General features: G+C 57.1%; 17 protein-coding genes. 9 read left to right on the plus strand and 8 right to left on the minus strand.

The genetic code is table 11. The features are described from left to right. Nucleotides 1-227 precede the first annotated feature (227 nt). The 3 genes from Pla52nx_RS16000 to Pla52nx_RS16010 are packed head-to-tail and all read left to right on the plus strand — an operon-like array spanning nt 228 to nt 3,666. On the plus strand, nt 228-614 hold the full coding sequence (locus tag Pla52nx_RS16000) for a GntR family transcriptional regulator (protein ID WP_146522671.1): 387 nt from the start codon (nt 228-230) through the stop codon (nt 612-614). Next, entirely contained in the window at nt 611-1,579 is a 969-nt protein-coding gene (locus Pla52nx_RS16005; RefSeq protein ID WP_146522672.1) for an ABC transporter ATP-binding protein, read from the plus strand. The genes Pla52nx_RS16000 and Pla52nx_RS16005 overlap by 4 nt, the downstream gene beginning before the upstream one ends. Continuing rightward, a complete protein-coding gene (locus tag Pla52nx_RS16010; RefSeq protein ID WP_146522673.1) occupies nt 1,576-3,666 on the plus strand; it encodes a hypothetical protein in 2,091 nt (696 codons plus the stop codon). The genes Pla52nx_RS16005 and Pla52nx_RS16010 overlap by 4 nt, the downstream gene beginning before the upstream one ends. A gap of 59 nt (nt 3,667-3,725) precedes the next feature. Here the strand turns inward: Pla52nx_RS16010 and Pla52nx_RS16015 are convergent, their stop codons facing one another. The 3 genes from Pla52nx_RS16015 to Pla52nx_RS16025 form a co-directional block, all read right to left on the minus strand. Beyond that, the gene (locus Pla52nx_RS16015; protein ID WP_315855012.1) at nt 3,726-5,081 is read right to left on the minus strand and encodes a DUF1501 domain-containing protein; all 1,356 of its coding nucleotides are present in this window, start codon (nt 5,079-5,081) and stop codon (nt 3,726-3,728) included. A 27-nt stretch (nt 5,082-5,108) separates the two neighbouring features. Continuing rightward, nucleotides 5,109-7,484, minus strand: coding sequence for a PSD1 and planctomycete cytochrome C domain-containing protein (locus Pla52nx_RS16020; protein ID WP_146522675.1), 2,376 nt, complete (start codon nt 7,482-7,484; stop codon nt 5,109-5,111). 413 nt (nt 7,485-7,897) lie between these two features. Continuing rightward, on the minus strand, nt 7,898-9,994 hold the full coding sequence (locus Pla52nx_RS16025) for a sigma 54-interacting transcriptional regulator (RefSeq protein WP_231742496.1): 2,097 nt from the start codon (nt 9,992-9,994) through the stop codon (nt 7,898-7,900). Between the two features lie 476 nt (nt 9,995-10,470). On the opposite strand from Pla52nx_RS16025, the gene Pla52nx_RS16030 reads away from it, so the two are divergent. Beyond that, entirely contained in the window at nt 10,471-11,859 is a 1,389-nt protein-coding gene (locus Pla52nx_RS16030) for a DUF1598 domain-containing protein (protein ID WP_146522676.1), read from the plus strand. Nucleotides 11,860-11,951: 92 nt separating this feature from the next. Then, the gene (gene speA / locus Pla52nx_RS16035; protein ID WP_146522677.1) at nt 11,952-14,003 is read left to right on the plus strand and encodes a biosynthetic arginine decarboxylase; all 2,052 of its coding nucleotides are present in this window, start codon (nt 11,952-11,954) and stop codon (nt 14,001-14,003) included. A gap of 516 nt (nt 14,004-14,519) precedes the next feature. On the opposite strand, the gene Pla52nx_RS16040 is transcribed toward speA, so the two are convergent. From Pla52nx_RS16040 to queF, 4 genes are all read right to left on the minus strand, one after another. After that, the gene (locus Pla52nx_RS16040; protein WP_231742497.1) at nt 14,520-15,374 is read right to left on the minus strand and encodes a hypothetical protein; all 855 of its coding nucleotides are present in this window, start codon (nt 15,372-15,374) and stop codon (nt 14,520-14,522) included. A gap of 549 nt (nt 15,375-15,923) precedes the next feature. After that, on the minus strand, nt 15,924-16,148 hold the full coding sequence (locus tag Pla52nx_RS16045) for a SlyX family protein (protein WP_146522678.1): 225 nt from the start codon (nt 16,146-16,148) through the stop codon (nt 15,924-15,926). Then, a complete protein-coding gene (locus Pla52nx_RS16050; RefSeq protein WP_146522679.1) occupies nt 16,145-17,146 on the minus strand; it encodes a sugar phosphate isomerase/epimerase family protein in 1,002 nt (333 codons plus the stop codon). The genes Pla52nx_RS16045 and Pla52nx_RS16050 overlap by 4 nt, the downstream gene beginning before the upstream one ends. Before the next feature lie 83 nt (nt 17,147-17,229). Beyond that, a complete protein-coding gene (gene queF, locus Pla52nx_RS16055; RefSeq protein WP_231742499.1) occupies nt 17,230-17,592 on the minus strand; it encodes a preQ(1) synthase in 363 nt (120 codons plus the stop codon). A 65-nt stretch (nt 17,593-17,657) separates the two neighbouring features. On the opposite strand from queF, the gene Pla52nx_RS16060 reads away from it, so the two are divergent. From Pla52nx_RS16060 to Pla52nx_RS16070, 3 genes are all read left to right on the plus strand, one after another. Then, nucleotides 17,658-18,344 (plus strand): 7-carboxy-7-deazaguanine synthase QueE, encoded by a 687-nt coding sequence (locus Pla52nx_RS16060; RefSeq protein WP_231742500.1) that lies wholly within the window; start codon nt 17,658-17,660, stop codon nt 18,342-18,344. A 315-nt stretch (nt 18,345-18,659) separates the two neighbouring features. Next, on the plus strand, nt 18,660-19,325 hold the full coding sequence (locus tag Pla52nx_RS16065; protein WP_146522680.1) for a CPBP family intramembrane glutamic endopeptidase: 666 nt from the start codon (nt 18,660-18,662) through the stop codon (nt 19,323-19,325). A gap of 273 nt (nt 19,326-19,598) precedes the next feature. After that, on the plus strand, nt 19,599-20,276 hold the full coding sequence (locus Pla52nx_RS16070) for a zinc metallopeptidase (protein WP_146522681.1): 678 nt from the start codon (nt 19,599-19,601) through the stop codon (nt 20,274-20,276). A gap of 268 nt (nt 20,277-20,544) precedes the next feature. Here the strand turns inward: Pla52nx_RS16070 and Pla52nx_RS16075 are convergent, their stop codons facing one another. Next, nucleotides 20,545-21,726, minus strand: coding sequence for a GIY-YIG nuclease family protein (locus Pla52nx_RS16075; protein WP_146522682.1), 1,182 nt, complete (start codon nt 21,724-21,726; stop codon nt 20,545-20,547). Between the two features lie 474 nt (nt 21,727-22,200). Here Pla52nx_RS16075 and deoC point away from each other — a divergent pair, with 474 nt between their 5' ends. Next, nucleotides 22,201-22,926, plus strand: a complete 726-nt coding sequence (gene deoC / locus Pla52nx_RS16080; RefSeq protein WP_146522683.1) for a deoxyribose-phosphate aldolase — start codon at nt 22,201-22,203, stop codon at nt 22,924-22,926. Nucleotides 22,927-22,949 lie beyond the last annotated feature (23 nt).

A 22,949-nucleotide genomic window follows, 5' to 3' on the forward strand; every position in this document is an offset into this window, starting at 1 on the left:
GCGGCTCCGGTCTGCCCTTGGGAGCAACGATAAGTTTGCAAGCGCACCTGGTAATTGGATTCGCCAGACTTCCCCTGCGGATCGGATTTCTGGCGTAATCCACTACGCCATCTATTGAGGATGCGCTCCCTCCCATTGCACATCCTTTTTTTTCCAGAATCTGCTTGACCTGACACCCACTGGCCTGTACTGTACTAGGGTCCGCAGTACAGTAGTGAGGTCTTCCATTGCTTCAAATCCAGGTCATTACCGGCAGCAAAGTGCCCATTTACCGTCAGGTCGTGGACCAGATTCGGTCCGCGATCGGATCGGGTGCGGTCGCCATCGGGCAACCGCTTCCCTCCGTCCGCTCCTTGGCCGGTGAGTTGGTGGTCAATCCCAACACGATCGCAAAGGCCTACGCCGCGTTGGTTGCCGACGGCGTGGTGGAGAGCCAGCAGGGTCGCGGATACTTCGTCGCCCAGCGTCGCGAGATCTACACCAAGGCGGAGCGAACGAGGCGTCTGGACGAAGCGGTCGGGCCGATGGTTGCCGAAGCGCTTTCGCTGGGTTTCAGCGAGCAAGAGATCATTGGGGCGATCAGCAAGCACTTTCAAAAACTGGGAAAGTCATGAATCAACCGGCAATTGAACTGAAACGATTAACGCGTTACTTCGGCTCCAAGCCCGTTGTTCGCGACTTGGATTTTGATGTCCCCGTGGGCAAGGTGACCGCGTTGTTGGGTCTGAATGGGGCTGGCAAGACGACCACCATCCGAATGCTGATGGGATTGTTGTCGCCGACTCGTGGCAGAGCGATCACGTTGGGGCAGGACGCGGCCGAGATGACCCCGCAGACTCGTTCACGGATCGGGTATCTGGTCGAGGGACACTATCTGTATGGCTCAATGCGAGTTTCCGATTGTCAGCAGTTTCAACGGGCGGGCAATGAACAGTGGGATTCGCGGTTATTCGACGACGTGGTTCGTCACTTTGCGATTGATCCCAAGTCGCGGGTCTCGAACCTGTCGCGTGGCCAGCGGGCGGGTGTCGCTTTGGCGTTGGTGTTGGCACCGGGACCTGAGTTGCTGGTGCTCGATGATCCCGCATTGGGGCTCGATCCGGTCAGTCGTCGAGCGTTGAACGAAACACTGGTGCAGTATGCGGGGGACGGAGAACGCACGGTGTTGCTCAGCACTCATTTGCTGGACGACGTGGAGCGGATTGCGGATCGCGTTGCAGTGATGATCGGAGGTCGATTGAAAGTCGATACGACGATGGAGGATTTTGGATCCCGGATCACAACGTATGCGGCTCGCAGCGAACGACTCGACGCCGACCAATTGGCTGCCGTACCGGGGTTGGTGGAAGCTCGCCGACTCGCCGACCGATGGCAACTAACGCTGGCCGATGAAGACGACGAGAGCCGCGCGGCATTGAAACGTTTGAACTTTGTCGATCTGGAACAAACCGAATCCTCGTTTGCCGATGCGGTGCTTTCCTATCTGACACGTGAACGATCCGACGGTTCGTTCTTCACACAATCACTGGTATCGATGAAGACACAAGACGGAAACGTAGCGAGTGGAGTGACACGATGAAAGCAATCTTTGTCAAAGAACTGCGAGATGTGATACGTCTTGCTCCGGTCGGCTTCATCTTTACCACCGCGTTTGTCTTCATGAGTCTGCCGGACTCTTCGTATGCGGCAAGCATGGTGGACAGTCAACTGGTCGCACCGGTGGCGTTGGTAGGCGGCTTGTTTGCGATCGCGTTGGGGCTGTACCAATCGTTGCCGGATTCGCGCGCGGATGCTCGCGGATATCTGTTGCACCGCACCGCGACGCCCTCTGAAATCTATTGGGGAAAGGTCGGCGCCGGTTTTGTTGCGTACCTGATCGCCACGGTGATCCCCTTGCTGATGCTTGGAGTCCGATTGGCGTGGATCGGAATCGAGGTCATGCCGGTCAGTGCATTGCAAGTCCTGCCGGCACTGCTGGTGAGTGTGTTGATGTACTTGATGCACCCGACAATGATCTGGATCGTGTATCGCGATGCGAGATGGCTGGGAACTCGTTTGCTGCCAGCGGTGTTTGTCAGCACGGTTTTCGGCTTTGTGGTGGGAAGCCTGATTCAGTGGATCCATGGAACCGAATTGTTCACAATCACGCTGCTGCTTGCTGCGGTACTGATGGTCGCGTTGATCGTTTTAACATCCGGGCGACACGCATTCACGGCTCTTTCGTTCTTGCCGCCACCGTCATCGCCAAAGCGGCGTCATTTGCCATCTGCATTGGGGCTGCTGCTTGGAGCGGTAATGGGGTACGGAGTGGTGGTGGTCTTTGTGCTGCTGTCGCTGCCTGGCGAGAAACGCGATCGCAAGATCTATCAGGTGGTCTTGGACCGTGACGGGCAATGGTGGGAGGTCGAGCAGAAATACTCTGCCAAAAACTGGAATCAACAGGCGATCGCAAAACGCCCGATCAATTCCGACGAAGCGTTTCAAGAGGTGTCGGACACATCGCCTTGGGTCGATGCGACGCCTCTCTCCATGCAGACTTGGGCTCACGATCATTACTCTCTGGCACAATTTGAGTTTTTGGGCCAGTTCGGAACACGCACACGTCGAGGGGCAATCACGACGCTGATCCAATCCGGCGGAAAGCTATTGGCGTATGGTGCATCCGACCAATTGCTTGGCATCGTCACGCCGGAGGGTACATTTCATCATCCGAATGAAGTGACCGGAGGATTTCAAAATCCATCGCTCGGCTTCTACATGGGTGGTGACTGGAAAAACGGTTACTCCAACGAAGCCAACCCTGTGATCTTTCACGACCGAGGTGTCTATCAGATTGATTTGGAGAACGTGGTTGCAAGGGAGTTGGTGGATCATCCCGTCGAAGGGCTTGGGATGATTTTTGAGAACGATCAACACCCGGCATCTTTTTGGACGATCAACCAAGGAAGCTTGATTCGATACGATGTCAAACCGTTGAATCCTGATGACTCGATGCCCAGAAATGATGATCAGGTGATCCGTGATACGAGTATCGTTTCGATTCCTCAGATCGTGATTTCGGAAGCGGAACGTTTCACGGTGGAACCTATCGGTAAGCACGAGACGTTGCGAGTTGTGAGGTCGACCGAGGGCGATCACTATCTGCTGCGAAACGACTTGCTCAACAACATCCAGATCGTGCCACTGGCTGACACAGAAGAAATCATTTCGGTACAGACGGAGCAAAACGACAACGGGAATGAAAGCGAGTTCGCCGTCGCTGCGTGGGGATTTCCACCCATCATTTCGGCGGGCGTGTACGCGTTGGTCGTTTTGTTTACGTCCGAGGTTGGTCGTCTGCCGATCCCCGCTTCACTTTGGATCATGGTGTCGCTGCACGTGGCTCTTTCCATCGGCGTGATGATTTGGTTGACGCGAGGGCGTGGTCTCAGTACTCGAGCACGGACGATGTGGGTCGTGATCGCTGGACTGTTTGGAATGGGGACGAGTCTAGCCGTTGTCGCGATTGTCCCCAAACCGATCATGGTGCCGTGCCCACGATGCGAAAAACTCCGGTGCGTCGATCAGGAGCGTTGTGAGCTGTGTGATCAACTCTTTGATCCGCCGCCTGCGGAAGGCATCGAGATCTTGGAGTCCGAGTCACCGCGTCGACTGAGCTACACGTAGCGGCGTCTCTCCGAGATGCGGAATTCTTGCGAGTCTCGGAGAGACTCGACTACGTGAGGTTATGCGAAGAGGTCGGTGACGACTTTGCCGCCGTCGGGGCCGGTCAGGCGGTGGTGACGACCGGCGTGCCAGTATTGCAGATCGTTGGGCGGCAGCCCCAATAGGTGCAGGATCGTGGCGTGCAAGTCGCGGAAATGAACCTTGCCTTCCACCGCACGTGCTCCGGTGGCATCCGTCTTGCCGTGTACGTAGCCTCCTTTGACACCGCCTCCGGCAAGCCAAAATGTGAATCCGTTTGCGTTGTGCCCCGTTTCGTCTTTCTTGTCGTTGGGGTTCAACCCTGGACGCCCGAACTCGCCGCCCCAGATCACCAAGGTGTCTTCCAGCAGCCCGCGTTGTCGCAAATCATCCAGCAGTGCGGCGATCGGCGCGTCCGTCGCTTCGCAATTGGCCCTCAAGTCGCGACGATGGTTCTTGTGCTGATCCCAGCTTCCATGGTTGACTTCGACAAACCGCACACCGGCTTCGGAGAAACGTCGCGCGAGCAAACACTGGCGGCCGAAGTCGGTCACTTTGCACGTGCCGACTTGTTCGGTCTGTTTGCCGACTCGATATCGTCGTAGAGTGTTTTCTGTTTCGTCGCGGATGTCCAACAGATCCGGCGATTCGGCTTGCATACGAAATCCCAGTTCCATCGATTCGATCACGCCGTTGAGTTGATGGTCGACCGCACGCGAGGAAACATGCTGGCGATTGAGTGACTGAACCCAATCCAGTTGTCTGCGTTTGGCGTCCATCGGCAAGTGATCACTCTCGATGTTGTTGATCGTGGCCGTGGACATGTTCTCGCCGTTGACACCGATTGGCGTACCGTTGTGAATCGACGGCAGAAACTCGCTGGAGTAAACGGAACTCTTGGATGTATTGAGACTGATGAAACCCGGTAAATTCTGGTTTTCGGTGCCCAGCCCGTAGCTGATCCAAGATCCCAAGCTGGGACGTTTTCGCAACCGTTCGCCGGTATGCAACTGCAAAAAAGACTGAGCGTGAATTCCCGTGTCGGCATGCATTCCATTGATGACACACAACTGGTCCGCGTGACGCGCTGTTTCGGGCAGCAGTTCTGAGATCGGCAATCCGCTTTCGCCGTGTCGATCGAACGCAAAGACGCTGCCCGGGTGTCCTTTGCTGGTCGTTTGCGGTTTGTGGTCAAACGTGTCCATCTGCGCAGGCCCGCCGCTCATGCACAAAAAGATCACTCGCTTGGCTCGCGGGGCGATCGGCGGTCGCTTGGCGGACAAGCCGGATGCGGTCGCCGTGGCCGCGAAGGCTTGTTGGTGACACAACGCTTGCAGAGCAAGGTATCCAAACCCGCACGACGTTCCGGCCAACAACGCTCGTCGATCGATGCTCATCGGCATGCTCCTGAAAACTGCATGGGGTCAATCCACATAACGAAACTCGTTGCTGATCATCAAGCCTTGAGCAACACTAGACCAAGCGGCCAAGGGGTCGCCTAGTTGATCGATCATGTCACGCAAGAATTGGGTTGCGTCGTCGGTTTCCGAAGTACTCGGCTCGCGACGCAAGGCTTGGCGAAAGACAAACCGAATCCGTTGCTCGACCGAAGAGCCAGCGGACGATACTTGCTCAGCCAACGCCCGTTCCGCCAGCCGCGTGGCATTCTCGACGACGACGGAGCTGTTCAATAAGTACAAGGCTTGGCCGGGCACCGTGCTGTCATCGCGTTGAGCGACGACTTCGGTGAAATCGGGCAAGTCGAACGGGGCCAGTGACGGAGGCGGCGAGCTACGCAGATAGCACAGATAGACGCTACGTTGCGGAGTTGGTTGGTGCAGGTTGCCGGCCAAATTGACCAGGATGTCACGGTGCTGAACGATCGATCCGGGCGAGGCAATAAGGTGCAATTGTCCGCTGGCTTGCAACATCGAATCTCGCAGTGTTTCGGCATCGAGGCGTCGACGCGAATGTCTTGAGAGTAAGAAGTTTTCCTCGTCGGCTTGGATCAAGTCGTCAGAAGCAGACGAGCTCAACTGATAAATCCGGCTCAGCGCGATCGCCCGCACCAGTCGCTTAATCGACCATCCATCGCGGACGAATCGGCTGGACAAGTGATCCAGCAGTTCCGGATGGGATGGTCGCTGGCCATAAACACCGAAATCATTGGGGGTGCGCACGAGTCCATTGCCGAACAGGTGCATCCAAATGCGATTGACCATCACGCGCGCGGTCAGCGGGTGCTGAGGGTGCGTCAGCCATTGTGCCAGTTGCAACCGACCGCTTTGACCAGGAGGGACGACGAAGTCTGGTTCTGCATCGCCTTCGTCTTCGCTGCAGACTTTGCATGCCGGTAAGAAACCACGAGGAACGGGTTCGCCGAGTTTCTTGGAGCTGCCTTGGATATTCAGCTTGCAGTCGGCGGGCTCTTTGCGATCTCGGACGCCCATCGCGAGCGGCGTTCCTGGGGCCCATTTTGATTTCGGAATCGCTTTGGGGATTCCCGTTGCGGAATCCAAGACGATGACGGTTTCGACAAAATCCTCCGGTGGCAGGACTTTGGGAGCCGCAGTCAAAACATGCAGATCGGTCGGCGGCGCGGTCAGTTTTTCGTGTCCGGCGACGCCCCACATTGATTCGGTACTCGTGAAGACGCCCGCCAATGCGTAATAGTCTTTCATCGAGACCGGATCGAATTTGTGGTCATGGCAACGTGCGCAAGCGACACTGAGCCCCATCACACCGCTGCCGACGACATCGATTTGATCGGCGACGATGTCCATGTCAAAGTCATCGTTCATGGCTTTGGCCGGTTTAGCGGTCATCGCTAAAAAACCCGTCGCAATCAACTGGCGATCACGTTGATCAGGTGAGTCACTCGGCATCAGGTCACCGGCGATCTGTTCCCTCAAGAATTGATCGTACGGCGTGTCATCGTTGATGGAGTCGATGACATAATTGCGATAACGCCATGCGTGAGGAAACGTCGGGTTGCGTCCCAAACCATCGTTGCCGTTGGACTCTCCGTAGCGTGCAACGTCCAGCCAATGTCGCCCCCAGCGTTCACCGAATCGTGGACTGGCAAGCAGTCGATCGACAAGCCGTGCCGTCGCTGCGTCACCGTCACGTTGATAGTCGCGGATGAATTCATCGTACTGCTGGACCGAAGGCTCCAAACCGATCAGGTCGATGTGAAGTCGTCGGGCAAGTTTTGCGGGTTCGGCGTCACTGGTGGGCGTAATGCCAGCAGACTCAAGTTGAGCCAACACGAATCGGTCGATCGGGTCGCGTGGCCAGTCGGCCTGTTGAACTTCGGGGATGGCTGGATGGGTGACGGGTTTCAACGACCAAAGTGTTTCGGTGTCGTTGGCGTCAGACTTGTTGTCGGTTTCGTCGCCGGATTTTGGACTGGTTTGCGGGACGACCGCGCCACGTTGGATCCATTTTTCAAAGTCCGCGATGACGGCCTCGGGCAATGGAGCTTCGGGCGGCATCTCAATGTCTTCGTACCTCAGAGCTTGCAAGATCAAACTCTGGTTCGGATCGTCCTGGTCGATCATCGGCCCGGACTGGCCGCCGTCTTTCATTGCTGCGACGTCATCCAGCAAGAGACTGCCGCCTAGTTCTTTGGCGTTCTGCGAGTGGCATTCGTAGCAGTGTTGCACCAACACCGGACGGATCCGTGTTTCAAAAAACGCGACGTCACGTGGGTTGGGGCTGTCGCTCAGCGCGGACCGGGAGTGCAGACTCACAGCCAGTGCGATGGCGGCAACGATGAGGGGGCGGGAGGCAGGGTGCACGGCGGTTCATCTCTGCGGTGCATTTCAGGCGGGATAGGTGGGTGTCCGCTGAGTCGTGTTGGTGGGGACGCCCAGCGAACCGGACGCAGCGAACCTGACCAGGATACCATCTCGCGGGGGTCGCGTGTGAGATCTTTTTTGCCGGGGTGTTGGAACCCGTCTTGAGGCTTAGAGATGAGCCAAAGTCGCTCGACAATTGTCGCTCGACTTTCCAAGTCGATAGCGTGCCCTGGCAAGCGTTTAGCCATCGCCAAATGGTTTCTTGCGCAGACAGGCCCCCCACCCTCGCATTCGCCTCAAGGGCTCTGCTCGACCTCCCCCAAGTTCCTTGGGGGAGGTGACGCTGTAAGTCGCGGATCAAAGCGGATGGTCGTGTTCGTTTTCGACTTGGAAAGTCGAACGACAATTGTCGGCTAAGACGACTCGCCATATCGCTTCAGTTTACGATCCAGGGTGCTGCGTTCGATGCCGAGTATCGAAGACGCCCGGCTCTTGTTGCCTTCCGTGTACTGCAAGACACGATCGATATGTTGTCGCTCCAGTTCGGCGATCGTGATTTCGATCTGCTCCGGTTGATTGGGAAACACGTTGGTTTGGCCTTCCGACATTGCTGGCAGCAATACCAAGTCATGCACGTCAATCGAGTTCCTCGTATTGAGCACGACGGCGCGTTCGATCACGTTTTTCAGCTCGCGGATGTTTCCGGGCCAGGAGTACGACAACAGCAGCTTGGCGGCTTCGGGCGTGATCGACTCGATCTTGCGGCCCATCTGCAAGTTGAACTGTTTCAAAAAGTGGTTGGCCAACAACAAGATGTCTTGGCCACGTTGTCGTAGCGGCGGGACAACGATTTCGACGACGTGCAAACGGTAATACAGGTCTTGTCGAAATGTTCCTTCGGCGACCATCGCTCGCAAGTCACGGTTGGTCGCTGCAACCACTCGCACGTCGACTTGGATGGGCACGTGACCGCCCACGCGTTCGAACGGATGGCCTTCCAAGACACGCAGAAACTTTGCCTGAATCTCGGCGTCCATCTCACCGATTTCGTCCAGCATCAACGTTCCTCCATCGGCCGCTTCGAACTTGCCTTGTTTGCGGTCCGTTGCTCCGGTGAAGGCACCTTTCTCGTGTCCGAACAACTCGCTTTCCAGTAACGAAGGCGACAGTGCGGCGCAGTTCATGCAGACCAACGGACCGCCACGTCGCTGGCTGCCATGATGGATCGCGGCGGCCACCAGTTCTTTGCCGACCCCGGACTCGCCGCGAACCAAAACGGTCGCGGATGTCGGGGCGGCCAACGCGATCGACTCGATCACTTTCTGCACCGGCTCACTCTTGCCCACGATTCGGACTTTGTCGGTGAGTTGTTCTTGCAGTTGTCGCAGCTGGCGTTTGGTCTGTTTTAGGGAGCGATCCAACCGGGTGCGTATTTGGAGGCCGGAAAGTAGTTCAGCCAAGATTTCAGCGACCGCCAGCACAAACTCCAGGTCTTCTGGACGCAGCAGCGGCGTTCCCCCGTCGGAGGTCAGGTGCAGCAGTCCACGCAGGACGCCATCTCGATCGCGAACGGGGGCCAAGATCAGGCTCTCCGCGTCGACTTCGCCGTGGCTGTTTTCGGTGGCCAGCGAGCGATCGCCCATCACATTTCTTGCCAAGACGGCTTCGCCGCCGTCGCTGCTGACGCTGGAGATGAGTGATTCCGGCGGCCGACGATAGCTCTTGGCTCCGTTTTGCCGAGTGGCCGTCAGGGTCGGTGAATCATTCGCATCGGCAGCAGCGGACTTGGTTGCCGACGGTGGGGCGTGCATCAAGTACGCAGCGGCGGTGGAAATTTGCAAATTTTCCGTCAGACGATCCAAAACGATCTCGATCGCTTCGTTGACGTCTTCGGCGCGTGCCAGCTCGAATGCCAGTTGCAACAATTTGCCGTGTGCGACCACTTGAGCGGACGCCGCCGACCCACTGACCGTGACGGGCGGTCCATAAAGATATTGACTTCGTGAGCGTCGATCCGTGATCGCGCTGGGGTCCATTTCCATCGTCAACTGATCGTCGGTCGCTTGGCTGCTCTCGCCCGCGACAGGTTTTCCCGTGCCGGCACCTTCGATCGTGCGGACAAATTGGATGGAAAATCCAGCGATTTCGATGGTGCTGCCATCTTTCAGCGGAGCGTCGCCCGTGATCGTGGCACTGTCGACGATGGTTCCGTTTCGGCTGCCCAGATCCTCGATCCGCCATGAGTCGCCGGACCAGTGGATGCGTGCGTGACGCCGGCTGGCTTTTTCGCTGCGGACCACGATTTGGCTGGCCGATGAACGACCGATGATGGCGTCACCGGGTGGAGAAAGCCGGAAGACGTCGCTCCAGCGTCCGGCGGACCGCAGAACCAAATAGGCGTTCTTTGTGGTACTGGCCGCAGCGTTATCGGGAGGGCTGGCGTTGGCGGGCTCGGTGGGCGGCGTGATACCGCTAGCGAGCTCCGAGGATTCTTTGGGGCTGGGAGTCAAGATTCACGGAGCCTTGGTGATTGAGAAAAGCATCGGAGCGGGCGAAACTCTGCCGGAAACTCTGTTGGGGGGCCTGGTTGATCGGCCCACCGCTGACGTTCTCTGACCGCAGCGGTATTGGTCGCGCCGTCAGGGTTCGCGCGGGACGGTTGTCACGATTGTGTCGAGGACCGGCATCTGAATCGTCCGCAGGATGAGTCTTCTGTTGCGACCGACTGGGGGCGCAACTATTCTAAACTTCGTCGGAACCGACATTTATCGCGGGAATTGCGATCATGAAACGTTCCGCCAAGTGATATTCTATGACTTGGAGCTGCAGAATGCAGCACCGGTCCGGATACCGCCTCGATCACTTTTCCGACCGTTCGGTCTTACACCCTTTTGCAAAAATCCTTTCGACGCCACTGATACTGACCGTCTGATCTGACCTGGGGAGGTCGGTGAAACCGGCGTCGAAGCTTTCGGAGATCCATTCGATGGAATTGGGCATTGCTCGTTTAACACGTTCTGTCGTCGCCCTGACGTTCGCAGGTTTCTTGGTGGCAGCGTCACTGGATGCCGGTTTCAATGGCGGCGGCGGTGGTCGCAACGTCGGGGGTGTCATGATCGATACCGCTGGTGTGGTGCGAACGGCGACGGTTGAGGAACAGCAGGAATTTGTCAACTTGATGCGAGCCGGCGTCGCTGGCGCTCGAGGTGACTTGGACAAAGCAACCGATCTGCGGATGGTTTCGCTCTCGGGACTGCAAAATGCGATCACGGATGTTCGCCAAAAGGGCGGTCGTCTGCCTGAGTCCATTCAGTATTTGGCCGGTCTGACGCGAGTCGAGTACGTCTTTGTTGATGAGAAGACGAACGACCTGGTCATCGCCGGTCCCGCAGAACCGTGGACCGTCGCCGCCGATGGATCGATCGTTGGAACCAAAACCGGTGCCGCGATCCTGCACCTGGAAGATCTTGTTGTCGCCATCCGCAGCGTCGAAACGGCTCGCCACGGCGGCATCAGTTGCTCGATCGAGCCGACCGCGGAAGGTCGCCAGCGGCTGCATCAATTGATCGCACGGATCAAACAACGACCGGTTCAAAACCCGGCTGTTTTCGAAGAATCCATGAAACAAGCCTACGGGCCGCAAACCATTGAGTTGCACGGCATCCCCGCCGACAGTCGCTACGCGTGCACCATGGTCGCAGCCGACTACGAAATGAAGCGTCTAGCAATGGGCTTGGTCGATGCCCCGGTCAAAGGCATGCCCAGCTACATCGCCATGTCTCGCAACGCAGCACATTCCGCCGGGCAAAACCCACGCTGGTGGATGGAATGTAATTACGAAAGCCTGTCCCGCAACGCAGCGGGTACCGCTTGGAAATTGTCCGGTCAAGGAATCAAGACGCTGACCGAGCAAGACGTGATCGCCGCCGACGGGACAGCCACGGGCTCGGGTCGCAAAGACAAGCTGGCGACCCAGTGGGCAGAAAAGATGACGGAAAAGTACACCGAGCTGGCTCGTGAACTACCGATCTTTGGCGACATGCGTAACCTGATGGACCTCACCGTCGTCGCCACCTTGATCGTCCAAGAAAACCTGGAAAGCAAAGCAGGAATGGAATTGAGCGTTCTGCGTGACGGCAAAGCCTTGGAGCCGATCGCCTACGATCCTCCGCGGACGATCGCTCCTGAATGCAGCTTTGTGAAGGGTCGAGCAGGCTGGGTGGTCACCGCCTCGGGTGGCGTCAGTGTCAACGCTTTTGAGATCGTCGCCGGCTCCGTGGAGAACGAAGCCGCCGTGGCGGAAACCCACAGCATCGCGATGGCCAAAAAGACCGGCGATCAAAAGACCGGTGAGCAATGGTGGTGGAACCGCTGAAAAGGCCTCTCGCCCAATCGGCATTCGATGGAATAAACTTGAGCCTGCACTTTTGCACCGCTCGATAGCCTCTCCATCGAAATGAGAATCCGTTGAAGCAATCCGACCAGGATCGGTGGACGATCCACGACGCCGCCCGTGAATATGGTATTGATCGCTGGGGAGATGGGTATTTCTCCATCTCCCAGCAAGGCACGGTACAGGTCTCCCCTGATCGGACGCCAGAATCGACCATTGATCTCAAATCCTTGGTGGATAGCCTCAGCGACCGCGGGCTGCAACTTCCCATCCTGATTCGCTTCAACGGGATTCTGCGTGATCGACTGCACTGCCTCAATGATTGCTTTGCCAAAGCCATCGAGGATCACGCCTACGGAAACCGATATCGTTGTGTTTTCCCGATCAAGGTGAATCAGCAGCGTGAAGTCGTCCAGCAGATTGCGGCCGAGGGTGCCAAGTTGGGCTTCGGAATCGAAGCCGGCAGCAAACCCGAGCTGCTCGCCGCCGTCGCGATGAGCGACCCATCCGTTCCGATTGTCTGCAACGGATTCAAAGACGAAGAGTTCATTCGTCTGGCGATGATGGCTCAACGGCTCGGTCGAACCGTGCTGCCGGTGATCGAGAAAGCGTCCGAGTTGGACTTGATCCTCCGCGTGGCATCGGAGGTCGGCGTGCGTCCGACCTTCGGCATGCGGGTCAAACTCGCCACTCGCGGAACCGGACGATGGCAAGCCAGCGGGGGCTATCGCAGCAAGTTCGGCCTGACCGTTGCCGAAATCCTGTTCGCTCTCGACCGACTGATTGCGATGGACTTGGCCGACTGTTTCCAACTGCTGCACTTCCACGTCGGCAGCCAAATCGGAAACATCCGTCAACTCAAAGCCGCGATCTTGGAAGCCGCCCGGATCTACGTCGACTTGAAACGACGTGGAGCAGGAATGGGCTACCTCGACGTCGGCGGTGGTCTCGGAGTTGATTACGACGGAACTCGAACCGACACCGATTCGAGCATGAACTACAGCATCCAAGAGTACGCCAACGACGTCGTGTATCACATTCAAAGCGTGTGTGACGAAGCCGAGGTGCCGCACCCGCAACTGATCTCCGAAAGCGGTCGTGCGATCACGGCTCAACACAGCGTCCTGATCATGGACACATTGGGCGTGACCTCACAAGGAACGCCGTTTCACAACGCGCCCGGAACGGCGCTGATTCCGTCCGAACCCGGCAGCGACCCCAAGACCGGTGATCCGCAAAGCGACTCGATCCCGGAGGAATTCGAACAACCGGTTCACGACCTTTGGTTTGCCTACAAGAACTTGACCGAAGCCAACGTGATGGAGTCGTTCCACGACGCACAAGTTTCATTGGACCTCTGCATGAATCTGTTCAGCGGCGGTTACTTGCCATTGGAACAGCGTGTCGCTGCGGAAAACCTGTATTTCGCGCTTTGCCACCGAATTCGCGACATGTCAGAGAAAAGCGACGGCATCTCATCGGAGCTGAAGCATCTGGATCGCTTGCTGTCCGATATCTATTTCGTGAATTTTTCGCTCTTCCAATCAATGCCCGACGCGTGGGCGATCGATCAGTTGTTCCCCATCATGCCGATCCACCGGCTGGACGAAGCTCCCACGAGGAACGCGGTCCTGGGCGATATCACTTGCGATAGTGACGGCAAAGTCGACTCGTTTGTCTGCGAGGAAGGACGCGGCAAGACGCTGAAGCTGCATTCGCTGCAATCCGGCAAGCCGTATCAAATGGCGGTGTTCATGGTCGGTGCCTACCAAGAGATCCTGGGCGATCTGCACAACTTGTTCGGTGACACCCACGCGGTTCACGTGGACTGCCAAAACGGGGAAGTCAAAGTGAAATCGATCGTGAAAGGCGACACGATTTCTGAAGTCCTCAGTTATGTCCAATACGACGACCGCGAGCTGATCGAAAACATCCAAGGATCGGTGGAGGACGCGATTTCAGACAAGTTGATCAACAACCAACAAGCAGGCCAGACGATCCGTGCGTTCGAAAAAGCGCTCGCCGGTTACACTTACCTCAACCACAGTACCAACGGCGCCGCGACATCTGAACTGACATTCCCAGACCGAGTCGATACAGATCAAGATGCCACCGTCAGACGCTAATCCTGGACTGATCAAGATTTGGGATTGACATTGTTTTTTCAGTCCATGTTTTCGTTCCATGCATCGCAATCAAAGTGAGCCTCAGACGCTAGCCGTGGGCCGGCACCACAATACGCCTCAGGCCCACGGCTAGCGCCTGAGGCTCACTGGGGGTTGTCGAACGACAATTGTCGCTCGACTTTCCAAGTCGATAGCGTGCGCCGTCAAACGTTTTGCCATCGCCAAACGCTCGCTTGCGCAGACAGGCCCCCTCCCTCGCATTCGCCTAAAGGGCTCTGCTCGACCTCCCCCAAGTTCCTTGAGGGAGGTGACCGTGGACAAGAAATGGCTCAAGACCAATGCCGAAACATCACGTCGACGCCGTTTTTGAACAGCCCAGTGGGCCGATGATTTAGTCGTAGGTTGGCCACTTTTGGCCGACACTCAATACACAGACGGTCAAGAGTGCCCATCCTCCAGTCATCAAATCCCCAACGCGTACTAAATCAACGAACCGTTTGGGATTCGGATACCAGATCAGGAGTCGTTTGACTCGCTGGAGACGGATTCGCTTTCGGGAACCTTGCGTTCTTCAGCCAACCGGGTTGCTTCGGCTGCTACCGCCACGGCGGTACGCAGTTCGAGAGGCGAGAAGAACGGAATGTTGCCGGTGTACTTGCTTTCCACGCGATTCTTTTCCGCCAGTTTTTCCCACGACAGGTTGTCGGTGAAGTGCCACGTTGCGGCTTGCGCGGTGTTTTGAGTCACTTGGCGATTTCCCAAGGCTTCGCAGATCACGTGCACACGGGCGTCCTTGGTGAACTGGTCCAGAGGAACGATCTTGTATGCCATCTTTGGGTTCGGGTCCGGCTTGCCATGCTCCAGGCAAACGGTTTGCACGGCGATTTTTTGTTGACGTTCGGGACCGACACGCATCATGCCGCCGCCCATGCCGCCCATTCCACCACCGCCCATGCCGCCCATGCCGCCGCCGCCCATGCCGCCGCCCATGGATTGACCACCGCCGCCGCCCATGCCGCCCATTCCGCCGCCGCCCATGCCTCCCATGCCGCCACCACCCATACCACCCATGCCGCCGCCACCAAACTGTGCGTCGATGGGAACACCGGCAAAGCGAGCGGGGAGCTGAATGTTCAGCGGTTTGTCGGTCAGGTTGCGAACCAAGACGTTGGCTGCCGTCGCATTCATCGGGATGAACTTGACATCGATTTGACCAGCGTCGATCGCCGCAAACATTTCTGCTTGCTCGGCATTTTCATCGCGTCGGCTATCAGCGGCGTCGGATGATGGGGCAAACAGAGCGCCGATTGACAGAGCGGCGATGCCGCACAAGAAGCAGCGTCGGAGATTCAGTTGGGGGAGTTGGGACACGTTCACGTTCCTTTTCGTGGGTTCGCCTCGCAGCGGACAAGTGCATTTGCGAGATCAGCAGGTGATGCGTTGAACTGCATCAGATGAATCGTCATCAACGCGATTCATCCGTCAGTTCTGACCAGTGTTGACAGAGCCATTGTTGACAGAGGAGGCGTAGAGAGTTGGTCCGCCCAACCGGATGCCAGTCGCGCTCGAAAGCGGGACCAGACCGATTCCCCAGGGGGCAACTGCTCAATCTGTCAACACCCTCATCATACTTCCCCCATAGCCTGGCACCAAGCGGAAAGCATCGAGCAGAAGCCACGTTTCGGCAGAATCCGGAAGCCCGATTTCGACGCATTTTGCCGAAAATGAGGTGTTTTCGATCCCCAGTGGGCCGTTTCCGGCCCGATTTCGCCGTTTGGCTCGATTTGGACACTAGTGCATCGTCCAGTCTTAGAACGTGGGTTCGGTAGATGAGCCGTTTTGGCGTTAGCCACGGTTTTCGTGACACAACCGTGGCTATCGCCAAAACGGCTAACCCCAAAATCAAGACCGGACGATGCACTAGTAGTGCGGCGGTTTTTCGCTCAGCGGGTCGGATTCCTCACCGCCGTCTTTGTTTTTGAGGCGATCCACGGTATCCAGCAACTTTTTGAGCTGCCGGACCATGCGATCCTGGATCTTGCCCTGCTCCGTCAACACCTCATCCAACTGGTCGCAGTGGTGCTGCAAATGGGCCAATTGGATCTCCAATTCGGTGATCCGAGACTCCGGGGATTTTTGGGTCATCCTTTGATGTCCGCAAAGGTTCTCAGGGAGTAGGGGATTTGCACGTAATCGAGCACACGGCACAGTCCGCGGAGCGCAACGCCGAAACCATCGGGGCCGCTGAAGCCGCCGAACTGACCGCCGCCTTTGACGTGCGGCTCCATGTCGATGAACACGCCATCGGCGCCGCGTGCCGTCATGCGGGCGTGCACTTCGGGCAAGTAATCCCTTAGGTCCCTCAAGATGGCTTCGTGCCCACTGTCACCCATGTCGGCCGGTACGAAATTCGCCAAGCTGGCTTCGTCCACATGCTCAATACGACCGGTGGGCGACGGATCATGGTAATCCTTGATGTGCAGCCATCCCAAGCTGGGTTTCATCGCGACGTACTGGGCAAAGGTTTCGTCGGCCGTGAATCCTTGCGTGACGATATTGCCACCGTCAAAGATCGTCAGCATCGCTGGGTGGTTCACTTTTTCCGCGATCACTTTGAGCAAATCACCGGTTTGTCCGACCAAGTTGGCTTCGACCTCCAGACCGAATGTCAAACCTCGTTTATCGCAGATTTCGGCGATTTGTCCCAACTGATCGGCAACTTGGTCGACGTGATCTGCGGGGTCAGTGCCCTTGGGATGGTAGAACGCAAAGCCGCGAATCAATTTTGCCCCGAAAGCTTCAGCGCGATCGCAAGCTGTCGCGACGTCTTCGGCCAAGTACTGCTTGAACGGAACGAACTTGTTGCTCGTTCCGTCGTCGACGTCTTGCAGCTTGACCTTGCCGATCGGCGATCCAATGCTGCTGACCTTTAGCCCGTAGTCGCCTTGCATTTTGACCAGGTGTTGGATTTCCGGATCGGACAACGCCATCACGTTCTTGATGCCTTCGCCGGCGTCGATGAATCGGATCGAGTAGTACCGTAGACCGACGGCCGCAAAAGCCGAGTACTGCTGAACGGCCAGTTTCTCGTTGGCTGCTTCGTCGGCAAATCCACTGAGCAAGACGGGGGGCGTGTTAGACATGTCGGGAAAATCTGTTTTCGGCGAAAGAAGTAGGGAATGAAGTACGACCGGGGTGTTGTACGACCGGGTGCTGATCGGCTCGATCAATCCTCGGGATACTGGACGATGATATTGCTGTGCAGCCCGCCACGGGGCGTCCACTGGCTTTCCACCGTCACTTGCCTTGGCTTCACAACGGCGACGAAGTCATCCATGATGCGGTTGGTCACCGCTTCGTAGAAGATCCCTTCGTTGCGGAACAGCTGCAGATACATTTTCAGGCTCTTGAGCTCGACGCAGACTTTGTCGGGCACATAGGTGAAAATGATTTTTCCGTAGTCCGGTTGGCCCGTCTTGGGGCAGACCGACGTGAATTCCGGACAGTGGTGTTGGATGGTAAAATTTCGTGCCGGGCTGGGATTGTCAAAGACTTCCAGCGTCTCGCGGAAATGACTGTTGTCGCTCAATTTTGAATTCTCCTTTTGATCAGACCGGATTCTCACATACGTCGCCCCGCGCGACCAGGGGGACGGTGCGCGTTGCGGAAACCTTCACCAGCCGTCAAGGCGAAGGCAAATTGACGGGCGTGGAGAGTTTTTTCGTGCGGACCAGCGGCTGCAATCTGCGATGCTGGTTTTGCGACACACCCTATGCATCGTGGAATCCCGTCGGCGAGTCTCACTCCATCGACTCACTCGTGCAACAAGCAGTCCAGTCCGGATGTCGCCACGTGGTCCTGACCGGTGGCGAACCGTTGCTGCCCGAGTCCTGCGTCGCCTTGACTCAGCAATTCGCCGCCACCGGACTCCACCTGACCGTGGAAACGGCGGGAACGATTTTTCGCGACATCGCCTATGATCTGCTGTCGCTGAGCCCCAAACTGGCCGCCAGTGTTCCCGACGCGTCCGATCATCCACGCTGGAATGAACTGCATGAACGAAGAAGGATGCCGATCGACACGATGCGACGATTGATCGAGGTGTCCAAAGCGTTCCAAGTGAAATTTGTGGTGGACTCGCGGGATGAGTTTGACGAAGTCGATGAGGTCGTGCGTTTGTTGCAAGTCGAACCGGACGATGTCTGGATCATGCCCCAAGGCAGCACGAACGAATCGCTCGATGCCGCGGCGAGTTGGCTCACCCCGTGGGCTCATTCGCAAGGCTATCGCTATTGCGACCGAATGCAGATTCGCTGGTACGGCAACCGCCGTGGCACTTAGTGTTTTGGTACGGCAACCGCCGTGGCACTTAGTGTTTTGGTACGGCAACCGCCGTGGCACTTAGTGTTTTGGTATTCGCCTTTCCGGTAATGGGATTCGCCAGAATTCCTTGAGCCTGTTGGCCGGCTGGTGCAACAGGGAGAGGTGCGCGCGAGCGGCTGAAGCCTGGACTCCAACTGCTACTCGTAATGGGATTCGCCAGAATTCCCTCTTGCATGCGTTTCCTGACGAAATACCAATCCTCCTCGGCCGTTTCCCGACGACAAAAGCTGCTAAACTCTGTTTACCTTCGCCACCCCTCACCACAAAGGAGCCATGTTGGATTTCGACGATCACGAAAAGAACGCCCCCCATGATCCGACGACGGTTTTTCTGTGGGCGACCACGTTTGAGATCGGTCTGGGTTTGATCGCACTGATCGTCGGCTGGATCATTGGCCCCGATGCGAGAGAGTTGCTGCCACAGTTGAGCAACGATTCCGTGGGTTTGCTGCTTTGGCAAATTCTGATCGGATGCGCCGCCTCCCTACCCATGGTCGCTCTCGTCGCTTTGCTGTTGCGACTGCCATTCGAGCCGATTCGTGAAATCACTCGGTTATCCGAAGACGACACGATGAAGGCCTTGCTACGCCTGACTCCCATCGAACTGATCGTCATCAGTGCTTGTGCCGGCGTGGGCGAAGAACTCTTGTTTCGCGGTTGGTTGCTGCCGTTCCTTGCCGGTGGCAGCAACGTATTGGAACAGCCGACGATCGCCATTGGTGCGTCCATCATCGGATCATCGATCCTGTTCGGATTGGTTCACCCCATCACCAAACTGTACGTGGTGCTCGCCGGATTTATGGGTGTGTACTTTGCATTCCTGATGCTGGCAACAGGCAGCCTGTTGATCCCGATCGCAACGCATGCCTGTTACGACGCGATCCAACTGCTGATCGCATCACGACAATCCCGCCAACAGCCCAGCCAGATAAAACGCTAGACACTGTTCAACAATCGTTCCGCATCGAAAGATTGTTTTTCATAACCCGACGCGTAAGCGAGGGATCTACCTCTGACGACGGTCCATCGATCGCCCCAAAAAACGCGGAATTGCGACCGCTGCACCAATTTTGGTCTAAAAATTGCATTCACGTGGTCAGCCGCACGCCGCAACTGCCAAGTTTTACGGTGCGGGAACGAATCAACACCCAGTCCGTCCGAATCCAAACTGAGCACCCACGCTCAAGTCATCAGACATACAAACGAGATAACGATGTTTTTCGACCCATGGTACTTTCTGTTCATCATTCCTCCGTTGCTGCTGGGGCTGTTTGCTCAGTACCGAGTGAAGAGTACGTTTGCTGCGATGAGCCAAGTGCCGGCGCGGATGAGCGGAGCGCAAGCCGCACGCCGGATGCTGGATTCGGGTGGATTGCACAGCGTCGGCATCGAACAAGTCCCCGGGCACTTGAGCGATCACTACGACCCTCGGTCGAAGGTATTGCGATTGAGTCCAGATGTTTACAACGGTCGCTCGATGGCAGCCCTGGGCGTGGCGTGCCACGAAGCCGGGCATGCGTTCCAAGATGCCAAACAGTACGCGCCGCTTGTGATCCGAAACCTTGCGGTCCCTGCAGCGAACTTCGGCGGCGGTTTCGGCGGAACGATGGCGCTGTTGGGTCTGATGTTTCATCTCAAGCCGCTGTTGCTGATCGGCATCATCCTGTTCGCCTGCGTCGTGTTCTTTCAAGTCGTGAACTTGCCCGTTGAGTTCGACGCCAGCGCGCGTGCTCGCCGCCAGCTGACCGAGTTGGGCTTGATCGCGGACCGCGAAGAACAGTACGTGGCCAAGGTGCTCAATGCGGCCGCGTTGACGTACGTTGCGGGGACCTTGCAAGCCATCATGACGCTGGCGTACTACGTGTTCCGCTACATGGGTGACCGCCGCTGATCGACTGACGCAGCGGCGAGTGCCGGTCAAGCCGTCTTAAGTCAATGATTGGGGATGGCGAAACGCTTGACGTGGCACGCTATCGACTTGGAAAGTCGAGCGACGATTGTCGTTCGACTTTCCTAGTCGAAAACGAACACCACCATCCGCCCAAACGCAAGTCATTCGCCTTGTGCCCCGATGGGACGAGATGTGACGCGACTTCACCATAAATCCCGGTCGCTCACGCGTCTGCGGCTCACCAAATCAACCGCGCGCCAGTGGAGGGTCAGGCGACGTGGGATTGGCGGTGGTACTTGTGGCCGGCTTGCTCGGGAGCAAACGTGCGGCCGAGTTCGTCCTTTTGTTTGCGATACCAGGAGGCGACGATGGAAAGTGTTTGTGGAAACGGGCCATGGCCTCGTTGAATCGAACTGGTCAACGTCGCGGACCATTGAGCCAGCAAAGGTTTCATCCGTTTGTAGTCGTTGGCGTCGCGTGGTGCCGCTGCCACCGCCGCGACTTCGCCACAGTGGATCAAGTACCATGTTCCACAGCCGTCGTATCCGGGAACGCTGTAGATAAAGTTGTACTTGTTTCTCGCTGATGCCAACATTGTCAGCTTGCGGTGGACGTACGAGACGGCTTTCAGCGTTCGGTGAGCGCGACCGGCGAGTTCGTACTGGCGATTGGCCGATGCAACGTCGATTTGGTCTTGGATCGCGACAAGCGGCTCGTCGTTGAATCCGTCCAGAAAACTCTGCGCCGCGTTGACTTGCTCGTCGTATTGAGCACGTGTGCAGGCTGCAACGCACGGTCCACTGCACGTGCCCACTTCGTATCGCAAGCATCCCGGACGATAGTCGACTTCAAAGAGTTGTAACTGCTCAGCGAATCGGAACACCTGTTTTTGGCTGCAGTCCCGCAACCGAAAGACTTTGTTGAGCGTGTCGACAGCGGCCCGCATGCGTCCGGCTCCATGAAAAGGTCCTTCTACCGCAATGCATTCCTCTGGTGGCACGGCCGCCAAAAAGAATTGGGGCACTTTGCGCCCCAGGCACAGGTAGACAGGACGCTGGCGGTTGGGAATCCCCTGCACATTCCAGCGGGGAGTGAACTGGCGAATCAATTGCTGTTCACGCAGCAGGGCGGCAAAGTCACTGGGCTGAGTCTCCCATTGAATCGCCCTCGCATTCTCAATGATCCGGCCGCCCTTTTCGTCTTCGTTGGACGCGGCGAAGTAGCTCAGCAAGCGGGAACGCAATGATTTGCTCTTGCCCACGTAGATCAGGCTGCCGGATCGATCCAGCATGCCGTACACACCCGGCACCCGTGGGCAAGACTGAACGATCGCATTACGCAATGTCTCGCGATCCCTGGCTCCGACGATCTCGATCGGGCGCGAGCCATGAGGGTTCAACGGATTGATGCCGAACCCAAACTCCGGTTGTTTGTCGTACAATGCGTCCATGCCGGACCGTCCCTGAAATCATCACGTGCGAGATCCGAAGTCACTTCGGAGATTCGATGATTATGCCCCATCTGGGCTCGAAACGCATAGACGGAAGTTTGAATTCGCAGGATCACGTCTGGAGGCTGAGGAAATGGGCAAAATGCGGCACTTCTCGCTGATCGCCACCACTGGTTCCCAGGCTCCTGCCTGGAAACCCAATGATTGGCAGGCTCCTGCCTGCCGATCTGTTGACCATTTCCAGACCACGCTGATTTTCGCGAGGCAGAGCTTCCGTGGCAGTGCGTTCCCAGGCGTGAGCCTGGCAACGAGCGTTCTGCGGGGTGGCGATCAGCGAGAAGTGTCCAAAATACAGGCGGTTCCCTTGGGAATCGTCGAGATGCCCGTCTGCGGACCTTTCGCGATAGCAATCCAGAGGGCATCATTTACGCCCACCACGTTTGTCAGCGATTTCTTGGACCTCGGAGCCCCCTTATGAAACACTCGTATTCCGATCTTGCGAAGATGATCGATCATTCACTGTTGCATCCCACCATGGATACGGCAACGTTGGAGGCCGGGATCGATCTGGCGTTGGCCTACGACGTCGCCAGTGTTTGCATCATGCCGTACTATCTGAAGCGATGTGCCGAGCGGCTTGCCGGCAGCACCGTGCAAGCATCCACGACCATCGGGTTTCCTCACGGCGGTCACACCACGGCGATCAAAGTCGCCGAGACGTTGCAAGCGGCCAAGGACGGATGCCAAGAATTTGACATGGTGGTCAACATTTCCAAAGTGCTCAGCGGCGACTGGGATTACGTGCGTGGCGACATCGCGGCGGTGACCGAAGCGGTCCATGACGCCGGTCAAAAGGTCAAAGTCATTTTTGAGAACTGCTATCTGGCAGACAGCCACAAGATCCGGTTGTGCGAAATCTGCGGCGAACTGGGCGTGGACTGGGTCAAAACGTCCACGGGATACGGAACCGGCGGCGCGACCATCGATGATTTGATTTTGATGCGTAAACACTCGCCCGATAACGTGCAAGTCAAAGCAGCCGGCGGCGTCCGCGACGCAGAAACCTTGATCAAAGTACGCGAACTGGGAGTCAGCCGCGTCGGCGCAAGTCGAACCAAAGAAATGCTGGACGAAGTTCGGCAGATGCACGCAATGGAGCCCATCGAGATCGGCGACACACCGAATCCCAGCGGCTATTGATCTCAACGCGACGGAACTAGGCT

This window comes from Stieleria varia (assembly GCF_038443385.1).
GTDB lineage: Bacteria > Planctomycetota > Planctomycetia > Pirellulales > Pirellulaceae > Stieleria > Stieleria varia.

What these genes read in the sequence shown, in the direction of transcription:
- Pla52nx_RS16030 (WP_146522676.1), top strand. Translation starts at nt 10,471, where the DNA reads ATGGAATTGGGCATTGCTCGTTTAACACGTTCTGTCGTCGCCCTGACG.
- Pla52nx_RS16050 (WP_146522679.1), bottom strand. Translation starts at nt 17,146, where the DNA reads ATGTCTAACACGCCCCCCGTCTTGCTCAGTGGATTTGCCGACGAAGCA.
- Pla52nx_RS16075 (WP_146522682.1), bottom strand. Translation starts at nt 21,726, where the DNA reads ATGGACGCATTGTACGACAAACAACCGGAGTTTGGGTTCGGCATCAAT.
- Pla52nx_RS16010 (WP_146522673.1), top strand. Translation starts at nt 1,576, where the DNA reads ATGAAAGCAATCTTTGTCAAAGAACTGCGAGATGTGATACGTCTTGCT.
- Pla52nx_RS16070 (WP_146522681.1), top strand. Translation starts at nt 19,599, where the DNA reads ATGTTTTTCGACCCATGGTACTTTCTGTTCATCATTCCTCCGTTGCTG.
- Pla52nx_RS16015 (WP_315855012.1), bottom strand. Translation starts at nt 5,081, where the DNA reads ATGAGCATCGATCGACGAGCGTTGTTGGCCGGAACGTCGTGCGGGTTT.
- Pla52nx_RS16045 (WP_146522678.1), bottom strand. Translation starts at nt 16,148, where the DNA reads ATGACCCAAAAATCCCCGGAGTCTCGGATCACCGAATTGGAGATCCAA.
- Pla52nx_RS16005 (WP_146522672.1), top strand. Translation starts at nt 611, where the DNA reads ATGAATCAACCGGCAATTGAACTGAAACGATTAACGCGTTACTTCGGC.
- Pla52nx_RS16065 (WP_146522680.1), top strand. Translation starts at nt 18,660, where the DNA reads ATGTTGGATTTCGACGATCACGAAAAGAACGCCCCCCATGATCCGACG.
- deoC (WP_146522683.1), top strand. Translation starts at nt 22,201, where the DNA reads ATGAAACACTCGTATTCCGATCTTGCGAAGATGATCGATCATTCACTG.